The 12,568-nt window shown below is 68.2% G+C and carries 14 protein-coding genes; 6 read left to right on the top strand and 8 right to left on the bottom strand.

All coding sequences use genetic code 11. The annotated features are described in order from the left end of the window. A complete protein-coding gene (locus VGV13_02560) occupies window positions 1–528 on the bottom strand; it encodes a periplasmic heavy metal sensor (protein HEV8639960.1) in 528 nt (175 codons plus the stop codon). Between the two features lie 103 nt (window positions 529–631). On the opposite strand from VGV13_02560, the gene VGV13_02565 reads away from it, so the two are divergent. Genes VGV13_02565 through VGV13_02575 form a run of 3 tightly spaced genes read left to right on the top strand, consistent with a single transcriptional unit; the run spans window position 632 to window position 3,379 of the window. Then, a complete protein-coding gene (locus VGV13_02565; GenBank protein ID HEV8639961.1) occupies window positions 632–1,870 on the top strand; it encodes a penicillin-binding protein activator in 1,239 nt (412 codons plus the stop codon). A 7-nt stretch (window positions 1,871–1,877) separates the two neighbouring features. Then, entirely contained in the window at window positions 1,878–2,372 is a 495-nt protein-coding gene (locus tag VGV13_02570) for a PPOX class F420-dependent oxidoreductase (GenBank protein HEV8639962.1), read from the top strand. A gap of 17 nt (window positions 2,373–2,389) precedes the next feature. Continuing rightward, complete coding sequence (locus VGV13_02575) at window positions 2,390–3,379, top strand: C-terminal binding protein (GenBank protein HEV8639963.1); 990 nt, start codon at window positions 2,390–2,392, stop codon at window positions 3,377–3,379. Between the two features lie 131 nt (window positions 3,380–3,510). Here the strand turns inward: VGV13_02575 and nbaC are convergent, their stop codons facing one another. The 3 genes from nbaC to VGV13_02590 are packed head-to-tail and all read right to left on the bottom strand — an operon-like array spanning window position 3,511 to window position 6,645. Continuing rightward, entirely contained in the window at window positions 3,511–4,044 is a 534-nt protein-coding gene (nbaC, locus tag VGV13_02580) for a 3-hydroxyanthranilate 3,4-dioxygenase (protein HEV8639964.1), read from the bottom strand. 34 nt (window positions 4,045–4,078) lie between these two features. Further along, window positions 4,079–5,653, bottom strand: coding sequence for a molybdopterin cofactor-binding domain-containing protein (locus tag VGV13_02585; protein ID HEV8639965.1), 1,575 nt, complete (start codon window positions 5,651–5,653; stop codon window positions 4,079–4,081). Window positions 5,654–5,667: 14 nt separating this feature from the next. Beyond that, a complete protein-coding gene (locus VGV13_02590) occupies window positions 5,668–6,645 on the bottom strand; it encodes a cyclase family protein (protein ID HEV8639966.1) in 978 nt (325 codons plus the stop codon). Between the two features lie 210 nt (window positions 6,646–6,855). Here VGV13_02590 and VGV13_02595 point away from each other — a divergent pair, with 210 nt between their 5' ends. After that, window positions 6,856–7,641: a haloacid dehalogenase type II gene (locus tag VGV13_02595; GenBank protein ID HEV8639967.1), complete on the top strand. Its 786-nt coding sequence runs from the start codon at window positions 6,856–6,858 to the stop codon at window positions 7,639–7,641. A 35-nt stretch (window positions 7,642–7,676) separates the two neighbouring features. On the opposite strand, the gene VGV13_02600 is transcribed toward VGV13_02595, so the two are convergent. After that, window positions 7,677–9,443 (bottom strand): CocE/NonD family hydrolase, encoded by a 1,767-nt coding sequence (locus VGV13_02600; protein HEV8639968.1) that lies wholly within the window; start codon window positions 9,441–9,443, stop codon window positions 7,677–7,679. A gap of 203 nt (window positions 9,444–9,646) precedes the next feature. On the opposite strand from VGV13_02600, the gene VGV13_02605 reads away from it, so the two are divergent. Then, a complete protein-coding gene (locus VGV13_02605) occupies window positions 9,647–10,090 on the top strand; it encodes a VOC family protein (protein ID HEV8639969.1) in 444 nt (147 codons plus the stop codon). A gap of 244 nt (window positions 10,091–10,334) precedes the next feature. Continuing rightward, window positions 10,335–11,585, top strand: a complete 1,251-nt coding sequence (locus VGV13_02610) for a DEAD/DEAH box helicase (GenBank protein HEV8639970.1) — start codon at window positions 10,335–10,337, stop codon at window positions 11,583–11,585. Here the strand turns inward: VGV13_02610 and VGV13_02615 are convergent. The 3 genes from VGV13_02615 to VGV13_02625 form a co-directional block, all read right to left on the bottom strand. After that, window positions 11,567–11,779, bottom strand: coding sequence for an oligopeptide/dipeptide ABC transporter ATP-binding protein (locus VGV13_02615; GenBank protein HEV8639971.1), 213 nt, complete (start codon window positions 11,777–11,779; stop codon window positions 11,567–11,569). The genes VGV13_02610 and VGV13_02615 overlap by 19 nt on opposite strands. A 130-nt stretch (window positions 11,780–11,909) precedes the next feature. Beyond that, window positions 11,910–12,269 (bottom strand): ABC transporter substrate-binding protein, encoded by a 360-nt coding sequence (locus tag VGV13_02620; protein HEV8639972.1) that lies wholly within the window; start codon window positions 12,267–12,269, stop codon window positions 11,910–11,912. Continuing rightward, window positions 12,175–12,522 (bottom strand): cupin domain-containing protein, encoded by a 348-nt coding sequence (locus VGV13_02625; GenBank protein HEV8639973.1) that lies wholly within the window; start codon window positions 12,520–12,522, stop codon window positions 12,175–12,177. Before VGV13_02625 ends, VGV13_02620 begins: the two co-directional genes overlap by 95 nt. Between the last annotated feature and the right edge of the window lie 46 nt (window positions 12,523–12,568).

Genomic DNA, 12,568 nt, shown 5'->3' on the forward strand with positions numbered 1-12,568 from the left:
CTAGCGCGCGCCCCAGCGGGTCTGCTGGTACACGCGCCGCTGATCCTCGGTGAGGAGGTCCCGCGTGCGTAGATGAGTCAACAGATGGACCAGGCGGACTTCGGTGCGCGCCCGCTCGATCTCCGCCACGGCGGCGCGCACGCTCTCCTCGGTGGCCGTTCGGTCCGCGAACAGGCGCTCGAGCCGGCGCTCGGCGTCCAGCAGCCGCTGGCTCTTGGGCAGCTCGGCCCGCACCGCGGCATGCAGATCGCGGGCCCGCGCTTCCTGCTCGGGGCTCAGCTTGAGGGCTTCCTTGAGCTCCAGCACGTGCATCGGTCCCGGGTAGCCGTTCTGGTCGGCGGCGAACGCCATGCCGAATCCGCCGCCTCCGCCCACGACCTTCGTGAACTCGTCGGCGCAGCGCTGGGCGACAAGATGACCCTGGCCGCCTGGGGCATGGCCCTGCCCGCCGTGCTGGGCCGACGCCGTACCGCCGGCCGCGACGGCGGCGGCAAGCGCCAGGGCGAAAGTGACGTGTCGATGCCGCATACCGGCTCCTTCCGCCTCCGGGCGCAGGTCCTCCACGCGGCCCGGGGCTGGATTAGAATACATCCCCGTGCGCGCAGCCAGGCGCCCCGATCTGAGGTGAGAGATGATCATCAATACTCGTGTCACGGCGCTCGTCCTCGCTGGTCTGCTACTGGCCGTCGGGGTCTCGGCCTGGGCGCAGCGCGGGCCCATCAAGATCGGGCTGTTCGTGCCCCTGACGGGCCCGCTGGCCGCGAACGGCAAGGAGATGGCCGACGGCTTTTCGCTGTTCCTCGAGGAGCAGGGCCAGCGCCTGGCGGGGCGCGAGGTCCGCCTCACGGTCGAGGACACCGAGGCCAAGCCCGCCACCGCGCTGACGAAGGTACGCGCGCTCGTCGAGAGTCAGGGCGTGCACGTGCTGGTGGGACCGCTGAGCACGGCGGAGGCCTACGCGATCCTGCCGTACATCGAGGCCCGCAAGATGCCCACGCTGTCTCCCACTGTCGCCGCCGAGGACCTCACCCAGCGCCGGCGGAGCCTCTACGTCGTGCGCACGGGCTGGTCGGCGGGGCAGCCCGCGCATCCGTTCGGCCGGTGGGTGTACGAGACCCTCAAGTACCGGAAGATCGCGATCGTGGCCCAGGACTTCGCGTTCGGCCACGAGTCCAGCGCCGCCTTCCAGCGAACGTTCGAGGAGGTCGGCGGTCAGATCGTGCAGAAGCTCTTCGCGCCGCTCGGCACCGCCGACTTCGCGCCGTACATCGCGAGCCTCAAGCGCGACGTGGACGCCGTCTACGTCGCCTCCGCCGGGGCCGACGGGCTTCGCTTCACGCGCCAGTACGCCGACTCCGGCCTCAAGGAACGCATCCCGCTCATCGGCAGCGGCAACTTCACCGACGAGCACATCCTGCGCCGGATGGGCGACGAGGCCCTCGGCATCGTGAGCGCGCTCCATTACTCTGCGGCGCTGGCCAATTCCGCCAACCGCCGCTTCGTGGCCGCCTACGAGGCCAAGTACGGCCACGTGCCCTCGTACTACTCGGAGGGGACGTACACCGGCGGGATCGCGCTCAAGGCCGCGCTGGAGGCGGTGGGGGGCGACATCGAGGACGCGGGCAAGTTCCTCGCCGCGCTGCGCCGGGTGAGCCTCGCCGACGCGCCGCGGGGCTCGGTCAGCTTCGACGAGTACGGCCACCCGATCCAGAGCATCTACGTGCGCCGGGTCGAGCGCGTGGGCGGCAAGCTGCAGAACACGGTGATCCACACCTTTCCGAACGTCTCGCAGTTCTGGACGTATCGCCCGGAGGAGTATCTGAAGAATCCCGTCTACTCGCGCGACTGGCCCCGTTGCCTGAACTGCTGAGGCCGGCATGAACGGGAAGGAGCGCCGCGACTTCGTCCGCTCGCATCGCACGGCCATCTTCGGCTACAACCGGCGCGACCATGGCCCGGCGATGACGGCCGTCTACTACGTCATGGACGGCGACGATCTCCTGGTCTCGACCATGGCTGAGCGCGCCAAGGCCAAGACGGTCGCGCGCAATCCCAAGGTCTCGCTCTGCGTCCTCGACGAGAAGTGGCCGCCGACCTACCTCCTGGTGTACGGCACCGCCAAGATCGTCACGGACTTCGACGCCGTGGTCGACCAGCTCATGCGAATCATGTCGCTGATGGCCGAGCAGCCGATTCCCGAGTCCCACCGGCCGCACGTCGCGGAGCGGGCGCGGCGGGAGAAGCGGGTGATCCTCCGGATCACGCCGTACATGACCTTCGAGACGCCGCCCCGCCACGTCTACAAGCCCGATGACGTCATCGGGCTGACGCACTGGCTGGGCACCAGCCTCCCCTGGGACGCCTCGCCCTAGGGCGATTCCAAGACCGTATGGCCGGCAAGGCGAAGGTGGTCCTGACCGATTACGTCTGGGAGTCGCTGGACGTGGAGCAGAAGACCCTCGAGGGCCTGGCCAGCCTCGTGGCGCTCCAGACCAGGCAGCCCGAGGAGTTCCTACCCGAGGCCAAGGACTGCGACGCCTTGCTTAACACCTACGCCGGCCCCATCACCGCCGAGGTCATGGCCCGGATGCCCCGATGCAGGATCATCGCCCGCTACGGCATCGGCGTGGACACCATCGACCTCGACGCGGCGACCGAGGCGGGGATCATCGTCACCAACAACCCCACCTACTGCATCGAGGAGGTCGCCGAGCACACCATGGCCCTCCTCCTCGCCTGCGCGCGCAAGGTGGCGCTCTACGACCGGCTGGTGCGCAAGGGACGCTGGGAGGTGCCGCCGGGCAAGCCGATGTTCCGGTTGGTGGGGCGCACGCTGGGCCTGGTGGGCTTCGGGAACATCGCCCGCGCGGTGGCGGTGCGGGCGGCCGCCTTCGGGATGCGCGTCCTCTATTACGATCCCTTCGTGAAGGCCGGAGAGTTCCAGGTCCCGGGCGAGAAGAAGGAGCTCTTCGAGATGCTCCGGGAGTCGGACTTCGTCTCCGTGCATCCTCCGCTCATCCCCCCGACGCGGGGGATGATCAACGACGAGGCCTTGGCCCAGATGAAGCCGACGGCCTTCCTCGTCAACTGCGCCCGGGGGCCCATCGTGGATACCCCGGCGCTGGTCCGGGCCCTGGACGCCGGCCGGATCGCGGGATGTGCGCTCGACACGACCGATCCCGAGCCGCTTCCCGACCCGCACCCCCTGCGCGGCCGCGAGAACGTGACCATCACTCCTCACGCCGCCTGGTACAGCGAGCAGGCCATGGTGGGACTCCAGGCGGGAGCGCCCAACGAGGTGCGTCGGGTCCTCACCGGCCAGTGGCCGGTCAACGTGGTCAACCGGGCGGTGAGGGGAAAGAACCGGGCCGGCCTCTAACTCGGAGGGGGCCTCGACGGCCCCCTCCGATACGCTCCTAGTGCCGTTCCAACTTGTTGATACTAAATCTGTCCACGAACGACGTACACGGTGCCTTCCTAGGCGCGAATAGTTGGAACGGCACTAGGTCGTCACGGCGGCTGGGGAACCGGGGCCCGCTCCGGCTGGACGTGCCCGCACGCCGGGCACGTCCTGAGCTCCAGGCTCACGTCGAAGTGCTCGATGGCCGTCTTCAACTCCTTCTCGATATTCGCCACGTGCATGGTGACCTCGTGCAGCTTGGTGTCGCACCGGTCGCAGAACCAGACCAGCGATTCGGTCTGGGCCGGCCCGCGCTTGATCTCGATCACGAGCCCCCACGTGCCCGCCGGACGGTGCGGGGAGTGAGGGGTGAAGGCGGGGACGAGACACATCTCGCCTTCGCGGATGGTCTGGGAGTGGCGCCGGCCCGCCTCCAGGTACTCGAGCACCATGTCGCCCTCGAGCATGTAGAAGATCTCGTCGGACGGATCGACGTGGAAGTCTCGCCGGGCGTTGGGACCCCGGATCGCCATGGCAGTGAACTGAGAGTCCTCCCAGATCACCTTGTTGCCGACCGGGGGCTCGAAGGCCGCGCGGTTCTCCTCGATCCATCGCCAGAGCCCAAACGACACGAGCGGTTTCATGGCAACTCCTTGCCGGCGCCGGCCAGCCCCCAGGTCAGGCCCGCGCCAGCGCCGCCTTCACGCGCTCCGGCGTGATCGGCACCCGCCGGATGCGCACCCCCGTCGCGTCGAAGATCGCGTTGGCGATCGCCGCCGGCACCGTGCGCGTCGCCGGCTCGCCCGCCCCCGTGGCCGAAATATCCGGCCGGTTGATGAGCACGATGTCGATGCGCTCGGGCGCGTCCTGGATCTCGAGGATCGGATAGCTCGTCCAGTCGACGCTCAGCACCTGATCGCGGTCGAACCTCACCTCCTCGAACAGCGTGCGCGACAGCGCCATCACGACGTTGCCTTCGATGGTGAGCTCGAGACCCTTGGGGTTGATGATCAGCCCACAGTCGTGCGCCACCGTGAACCGCTTGGCCCACACGCGTCCGCTCCGGCGGTCCACTTCTACCTCGGAGACCATGGCCACGATCGTGCCGTTACGCTCGGTGTAGGAGAAGCCGCGGCCGACCATCACGTTGCCCTTGCCGCGGCGCGGGTTGGGATACGGTCGCTTGCTCCAGCCCGCCTTGTCCGCCGCCGCCTGGATGACGGCGGCATGACGGGGATCGCGGACGTACTTCAGCCGGAAGGCCACCGGATCGGCGCCGGCGGCGAGCGCGACCTCGTCGATGAACGACTCGCTCGCGAAGTGCGTCTCGGGCCCCAGCGGGTCGCGCAGGTGCCCGGTGCGCAGCGGCGAGGCGCGGTCGAGCAACGGCGGGATGCACTCCCAGCCGCAGCGCTTGTTGGCGAAGTCGTACGCCTCGGCCGGGACCTGGAAGATCACCGTGGGCTTGGGCTGAAAGCCGATCAGCTGGCCGGCCAGCGTGTCCTTGGGATCGCTCTCGTTCGTGGCCACGTCCTGGCGCGTGAACCCCTTGCCGAAGAAGTCGTAGGCGATGACGTTGCCCTGGGCGTCGAGCCCGGCCCGACCGCGGTAGACGCCCGCCGGCCCCTTGGGGTCCCAGCCGGTGGCTTCGTCTCGCATGTACTGGACGCGTACCGGCTTGCCGGTCAGCCTCGAGAGCAACGCCGCGTCCATGGCCGCGTCGCCGGCGTCGTTGCGGCCATACGACCCCGGTCCCGGGATCCAGGCGGCGCGGACTCTGTCCGGGGGCAGGCCGAGCAGCTTGGCGACACCGTCACGGGCGAAGTGCGGCTTCTGGCTGCCGGTCCACACCGTGGCCTGGTCCGCGCGCACGTCGGCCACCGCGCAGGCCGGGCCCATGCTCGCGTGGGACTGGAACGGCCATTCGTACTCGGCTTCGACCACGCGCTGCGCGGCCTTGAGCGCGCCGTCCACGTCACCCTTGTTGACGGGTACCTGGCGGCCGGTCACGGTGGCCTGGCGGATGTGATCGTGGAGCTTCTCCATCGGAGGGAACGGCGTGCAGGGCGGTGCCCACGTCACCTTCAGCGCTCGAGCCGCGCGCACTGCGTCCCACTCGTGCTCGGCGACCACCGCCACCAGCTCCTTCTCGCGGACGACGCGCGCCCCGGGAATGCTGGCGATCGACGACTCGTCGACGGCGACCGGGCCGCAGCCGGCCGTCGGCGATCTCAGAATACGCGCATGGAGCATGCCGTCGACCTTGACTACTTGATGGCCTGGGGGTTGATCGGTGATCCCACGGCCCGCGTGATGGGCAGGGGCGGGGCCACGAACATGAACTCGTAGACGCCGTCCGCCGCGCAGTCCTCCGCCAGCGTCTCGAGGTTGAAGATCTCGCCCACCAGGAGGCCCATGTTGACCACCATCACGAGGTGCAGCGGCTGGAACGACCCGGGCAGCTCGTTGGGCCTGACCTCGGCTCCCCAGGTGTCGCTGGCGATCCCGGCCACGCGCTTGTCGAAGAGCCAGGGGGCGGTGAGGAACGAGAGCCCGGCCGCGTCTCCGGCCGAGAAGGTGCCCCAGCTCCGCTCCCGGACGCGCCGCCCCACGTCTCCCGTCCTGATCAGGACGATGTCGCCGGGCTGGACGGTCACGCGCTGCCGGCCGGCGCAGCCGTCGAGATCCTCGACGTAGATGGGCTCGCCCGGCCGGAGCGCGTCCACGCCCTTGTAGCGCGCGATGTCGAGCAGGACGCCGCGGCTGACGATCTTGTCCTTGTAGTGCTCGATGCCGTTCCGGGCGGCGCCGGAGGCCGAGACCAGGGTCGCGTCGCGGCCGCCGTACATCTTGCCGTTGTGGAAGATGTGACCGAGGCCGTCCCACTGGGTCCCGCACTGGAGGAACATCGTGACCTGGTCGTCGGCGAAGCCCCAGCCGAAGGGCACCTTCTCGAAGCCCGCCAGCTTCTGCCGGCCGGCCGCGTGGTCCGTGCCCGTGGCCACCATGCTGTGCAACGGGTTCACCCGGCCGAAGGCGCCGGTCTGGGGCCCGTGCATGTCGAAGTTGAGGGCGCAGGAGATTACCTTGCCCTTGCGCACGAGGCCGGCGGCGCGCTTGACGACCTCCGGGGTGATGAAGTTGAGCGTCCCGATCTCGTCCTCGGGCCCCCAGCGCCCCCAGTTCCGGAACTTGGTGCAGTACTCCTCGAGCAGCGCGGGCGTCACGGCGGGGCGGTTCGTCATTCCACGATCTCCTTCTCGGCTCCTCGGGCGCGTCGACGCTTCGGGGCGCCTAACCTACCATGAGGCACCGGAGTGACGCCATCGAGGATCGATGACGTTCGGCGACTTGCGACGCGTGTGCCTGAGAACTATGATGCTGGCCCTGTGGACTCCCGAAGGCCACCGGTCTGGAGCAGGCCAGGAGACTCTCGGGGACGGAAGGAGGGACGTATGGCGACTGATCGACGAGAATTCATGAAAGTTGCAGGTTCCACGGCCGCCGCAGTGGGCGCGATGTCAGCACCGGGCGTCGTCTCGGCCGCTGAATCTCCCGCTCGCGTCAAAAGCATCAAGGCGTTTGCCTTCGACGCTTACGGGACGCTGTTTGACGTGTTCTCGGTGACCGCACTGTGTGAGCAGCTGTTTCCTGGAAAGGGAAACGCCCTGGCCCAACTCTGGCGCGTCAAGCAGCTCCAGTACAGTCTGCTCCGCAGCCTGATGGGCCGCCACAAGGACTTTTGGCAGCTCACCGACGATGGACTCGTCTACGCATCGAAGAGCCTCAAGCTGGATCTCACTCCCGAGAAGCGCAAACGGCTGATGGAGGCTTACCTGAGCCTTACCGCGTTTCCGGATGTTAAACCGGGTCTGGAGGCCCTGAAGAAGCAGGGTTTGCGGCTGGCGATCCTCTCGAACGGTGAGCCGAGGATGCTAGAGGCGGCGGCCAAAAGCGCGGGAATCGATTCTCTGCTCGACACGATCATCAGTGTCGAGGAAGTCAAAATCTTCAAGGTCAGCCCGCGGGTCTACAATCTGGGTCCCGAGCGTATGAAGGTCAATAACGCCGAGTTGGGCTTTGTGTCCTCGAACTCCTGGGATGTCAATGGCGCCGCCTCCGCCGGGCTGACCACGTTGTGGATTCAGCGCAGCCCCGGCGAACCGCCCGAAGAGCTCGGGTTTACGGCAGATCGAGTGGTGAGCGCCATCACCGACCTCGCGCCCCTCGTGCGCGGCTAAGCAAACCAGCCGCCGAGTCAGCGGGTAGGAAGGTCTTAGGCACCCTGACTCGGGATGATCGGCAGCAATAGATAGGACTCCCGGCCGCCGCCGGCGTGCAACGTCACCTTGCCGCCGAAGATGTCCGTCGGCCGGTTGTCGGGGTCGTCGTGCGTCATGCCGCCCGTGCCCCGGGTGCCGTAGTGGAACTTCTTCCCGAACTCGCCGATCTCCCCCTCGTACTCATAGTCCTTGCCGCGCACGGTGAGCGCCAGCCGCCAGCCGGCCGGCACGACGATGCACGAGGGCACGATCTCCACGTCGCACTCGTAGACCTCACCGGGCGTCAGCGGCTCGACCCGGTCGTGCGCATGATACGGCTGGTACGGCTTGCTCCGCTGGGGGTCGAGCCGGCGATGCGAAGCCCGGAGCCAGCCGTTGGCGATCGGCGTGTTGGGGTCGGTGGAGCCCATGAAGGTCAGCTCTTGGCCCTGCGGGTCGAAGACGCGGACGATGAGGAAGAGATCGGCGTCCTTCGTCGACGACGAGACGAAGAGCTTGACGGCCAGGGGCCCCGTGATCTCGGTCTCCGTCTCGCGCGTGGGCAGCCAGAAGGTGACGCCGTTGCCGAGGGCCTCGTACTCGACCTTCCCCTCCTTTGCGACCGCCTTCGCGCTGAGGGCCTTGCTGGCCGGATCGAGATAGAACTTGGTCCACTGGGCGCGGGCCAAGGGCCACTCGTTCTCGGACCGCAGCACGAACTTCTCGCCAGGGTGGCGAACGTTCAGCATCACGCGCGGCGTCTCGTCCCAGCCGTTGTCGATGCCCTTCAGGAAGTAGTCGAAGAAGCGCTTCTGGAGCGCGAGACCGTAGCCGGAGGAGAAGAGCGACCAGTGCGAATCGCCGTGGACCTCGAGCCACTTCTGTTTGGACGGCGTCTGCGTGAAGCCGTTGAAGTTGCCGCGCGGGTGAATGCCCTGCCCGCCCCAGTTGGCGCACGTCAGGAGCGGCACCGTGACCTTGGACAGATCGGCGGAGCGCTCGCGGTGCCACTCGTCGTCGAGCGGGTGCTTCTTGAGCTCTTCGAAGACGTTCACCCGGTTCTTGGCCAGCTCCTCGTCCGACAGCGTGAGAGGGCCCGCCACTGACTCACCCGTGTTGGGGTTCTTTCGCGCGCGCGCGCCCAGCCCGTACTGGATGTTGACCACCTGGTGCTTCGCCCAGCGCTCCTGGAACCGGCTCAGGATGCCGCCGTGGTATCCGGAGTCGCGGTACCGGTCGTTCTGGCCCTCCCACGGGACGATGGCGGCCAGGTGCGGCGGATGCTTGCCCGCCACGCGCCACTGGTTGCTCGCGTAGTAGGAGATGCCGAGCATCCCGACCTTCCCGTTGCTCCAGGGCTGCGTGCCCGCCCACTCGATGCACTGGTACAGATCCTCGATCTCCCTCGGACAGTTGGGGTCCATGAAGCCAGGGGACCAGCCGGCGCCCCGCGAGTCTACGCGGACGACCACGTAGCCATGAGGGATCCACCGCTCGGGGTCGGTGACCTCCCAGTTCTGATACTTGTTGGTCGATCCCTCCAGGATCTCCGGATGGTCCTCCACCATCTTCTGCCACTGCATCGGGTAGCCCTCCTGGTAGGAGAGTCCCTTCGCATAAACCCCGTAGGTCATGATCACCGGGTAGTGACCGTCTTCGAGGGGGCGAAAGACATCGGCCCGGAGGACGATGCCGTCGTCCATGGGCATCGGCTGGTGCCAGGTGATGCGCAGCCCGTCGCGGACCTCGGTGCGGGCCTCGACCTCGGGGGCGTGGCTCATGGCGATCTCCTTATCCGCTCGCCGGGCTCGTCGAAGCGTCGGGGCGCCTAAGCTACCATGACGCGCCGAGGGCCGCCATCCGCAGAGCCAGTATCGGGCCCGCGACACACCTTGCGGACGCCTGTGGCGGGGAAATATGATGCCGGCATCGTGGACCGCTGGACGATCACCAGAGTCTCGGGGCAGACGCCAGGAGGGGAAACATGATTCAGGCGTGCAAGCTCGGCCATGTCGTGCTGAAAGTCCGGGACGCCGGCAAATCGAAGGATTTTTACACGCGGACCCTGGGATTGAAGGTGGCCCACGAGGACTTGGAGCGGGGGACGGTGTTCCTCAGCTTCGGCCGGGAGCACCATGAGCTGGCCCTGTTCCAACTGGCTACCGGCGAAGCGCCTCACGCTGCCCAGCCCGGTCTGCACCATATGGCGTGGAAGCTCGGGAGCTTTGAGGAACTGCAGGCAGCCTACAGAGAACTGAAGGCGATGGGGGTGCCGGTCGAGGCCACGATCGAGCACAATGTGACCCGTAGCGTCTATTTCCCTGACCCCGACGGCAACCGCGTGGAGTTGTACTGCGACATGGTGGAACACGGCTTCGAGACCATGCGCACGGTAGGACCCAGGCGCGACCCCCTGGATCTGGAGTAGGGGGCGACTCGTCCGTCGACCCCGGAGGTGCTCGCGCTGCTCGCAGCCGGCCGCTGACCGCGAAACTTCTCGCCATCCGCCGGAGCCGTGTATATACTGTGGTGGTCTGGCTCGATCCAGGGCTCATCGCGAGCCCCGTCCTTCTCAGACCGCGTTTCCCGGCCACTTCCGCTTCGTGGGGCGTGTTTTTGAACTCGCGGAAGACTGACCGGGCCCAGAAGCGCCCTCACGAGGAACTCGTTCCATGTCGTTCACCTCCTTCACCCTGCACGTCGATTTGCTGCGCGGGCTCGACGCCCTCGGCTTCGCCGTGCCCACGCCCATTCAAAAGGACGCCATCCCCCCGGCCACCGAGGGGCGGGACGTGCTCGCCTGCGCCATGACGGGTAGCGGCAAGACCGCCGCGTTCCTGCTGCCGATCCTCCAGCGGCTCGTCGACCGGCCGCGGGGCGTCACCCGCGCCCTCGTGCTGGCGCCCACCCGGGAGCTGGCCGCCCAGATCGACGAGCATCGCCGGGAGCTCGCGCGCTTCACGCGCATCGGCGGCGCCGCCGTCTTCGGAGGCGTTGCCATGGGGCCGCAGGAGCAGGCCTTCCGTCGCGGCGCCGACATTTTGGTAGCGACGCCTGGCCGGCTGCTCGATCATTTTCAACATTCGTACGCGCGGCTGGCCGGGCTCGAGGTGCTGGTCCTGGACGAGGCCGACCGCATGCTCGACATGGGGTTCTTGCCCGACATCCGGCGGATCATGAAGGCGCTGCCCGCCGGGCGCCGGCAGACGCTGCTCTTCTCGGCCACCCTGCCGCCCGCCATCACCGCGCTGGCCCGCGAGCTGCTGCGCGATCCGGTGATGATCAACGTGGAGCGGCCGGCGGCGCCGGCGGTGGGTGTCAGCCACGCCGCCTACCCGGTGGCGTCGGACCTGAAGCTGCCGCTGCTCGTTGAGCTGCTCCGCCAGCCCGGCGTCCGAAACATGCTCGTCTTCACCCGCACCAAGCACCGGGCCAACCGTCTCGCCGACGGCCTGGTGCGGCGCGGCGTGGCGGCCCAGCGCATCCACGGCAACCGCAGCCAGGCCCAGCGCACCCGGGCCCTCGCCGCCTTCAAGGCCGGCGCCTGCCGCGTGCTGGTGGCCACCAACATCGCCGCGCGCGGCATCGACGTCACCGGTCTCAGCCACGTGGTGAACTTCGACGTGCCCACCATGACGGACGATTACATCCACCGGGTCGGACGGACGGCTCGGGCGGAGGCGGTGGGCGATGCCATCACGCTCGTGTCGCCCGCGGAGGAAGCCGACTTCCGGTCGATCGAGCACGCCTTCGGCACGCGGATCCCGCGCGTCACCCTGCCGGGCTTCGACTACACGGCGCGGGCGACCGAGCGCCTCGAAGTGCCGATGGCGCAGCGCATCGCCGCCATCCGGGCCCGCCGGGCCGACGAGCGCGCGCGGAGCCGCACCAACGCCGCCCGCGCTCACGTCCCGTACAGGTGACAGGCCACCTGGTGGCCGGCGGACTGCTCCCGTAGCACCGGCTCGACCTCGGCGCAGACGGGCAGCGCGTGCGGACACCGCGGATGAAAGCGGCACCCGGCGGGCGGATCGAAGGCGCTCGGCACCTCGCCGCGCAGGATGACCTCCTCCCGCACGTCGTCGGGGTGTGCGGGCAGCGCGTTGTTGAGCAGCACCTGGGTGTAGGGATGTAGCGGGTGCGCGTACAGCTCGTCGCCGTCTCCACGAGGTTGCCGAGGTGCATCACGCCGATCCGCGTGCTGACATACTTCGCGGCGGCGAGATCGTGGGCGATGAACAGGTAGCTCACGCCCAGGCGTGCTTGTCGGGCGTCTCGATCCGGTCGAGGTGATTGCGGAAGAAGTAGGCCGAGCCCCCCAGCGCGTCGGGCTTGAAGCTCTGGTCCACCGTGAACTTGACGTCCTCGGCCGTCAGCTCTCCCCAGTTCTCGTGGAACGTCACCCCCGGGCGGACCTTGAACGTCCACGTCCGCATCTCGTTCGACGGATCGTGACCTCCGTGAGCTGGTGTGCGCAGCGTGGCCGGGATGGTAACGCCCGGGTCCCCGGTGTCAAGACTTCGGCCAGGCGTCCACTGGCTCCGGATGCCGGTCGGCCCCGGCCTGGACGCGATACAGCACCATGCGCGTGAGGCTCTGGACGCGATGCACCTCGCCGGCCGGAAAGATCACCGTGTCCCCGGGGCCCAACCGCACCTCTTTCCGTCCATCGTTGAAGAGCCCTTCGCCCTCCAGGACGTGGTAGATCTCGTCGGCCCCCGGGTGGGAATGGATGGGCGACGTCTGCCCGGGCTCCCACCCGACGATGCTGATCGAGCTGTGCGGGGTGTCGGCCAGGGTGTTGTACACGTGCCGCTCTTTTGAGAACTCCAGCGACCCCTTCAGATCGAGAATCTCCATCCCTGTCCTCCCTGAGGTTAGGCCCGGCGCGCGCTCAGCGCCTGGG

Source organism: Candidatus Methylomirabilota bacterium (assembly GCA_036001065.1).
Taxonomy (GTDB): Bacteria; Methylomirabilota; Methylomirabilia; order Rokubacteriales; family CSP1-6; genus MNEF01.

Coding starts and splice junctions, on each gene's coding strand:
- VGV13_02560 (HEV8639960.1), bottom strand. CDS start 528: ATGCGGCATCGACACGTCACTTTCGCCCTGGCGCTTGCCGCCGCCGTC.
- VGV13_02565 (HEV8639961.1), top strand. CDS start 632: ATGATCATCAATACTCGTGTCACGGCGCTCGTCCTCGCTGGTCTGCTA.
- VGV13_02570 (HEV8639962.1), top strand. CDS start 1,878: ATGAACGGGAAGGAGCGCCGCGACTTCGTCCGCTCGCATCGCACGGCC.
- VGV13_02575 (HEV8639963.1), top strand. CDS start 2,390: ATGGCCGGCAAGGCGAAGGTGGTCCTGACCGATTACGTCTGGGAGTCG.
- nbaC (HEV8639964.1), bottom strand. CDS start 4,044: ATGAAACCGCTCGTGTCGTTTGGGCTCTGGCGATGGATCGAGGAGAAC.
- VGV13_02585 (HEV8639965.1), bottom strand. CDS start 5,653: ATGCTCCATGCGCGTATTCTGAGATCGCCGACGGCCGGCTGCGGCCCG.
- VGV13_02590 (HEV8639966.1), bottom strand. CDS start 6,645: ATGACGAACCGCCCCGCCGTGACGCCCGCGCTGCTCGAGGAGTACTGC.
- VGV13_02595 (HEV8639967.1), top strand. CDS start 6,856: ATGGCGACTGATCGACGAGAATTCATGAAAGTTGCAGGTTCCACGGCC.
- VGV13_02600 (HEV8639968.1), bottom strand. CDS start 9,443: ATGAGCCACGCCCCCGAGGTCGAGGCCCGCACCGAGGTCCGCGACGGG.
- VGV13_02605 (HEV8639969.1), top strand. CDS start 9,647: ATGATTCAGGCGTGCAAGCTCGGCCATGTCGTGCTGAAAGTCCGGGAC.
- VGV13_02610 (HEV8639970.1), top strand. CDS start 10,335: ATGTCGTTCACCTCCTTCACCCTGCACGTCGATTTGCTGCGCGGGCTC.
- VGV13_02625 (HEV8639973.1), bottom strand. CDS start 12,522: ATGGAGATTCTCGATCTGAAGGGGTCGCTGGAGTTCTCAAAAGAGCGG.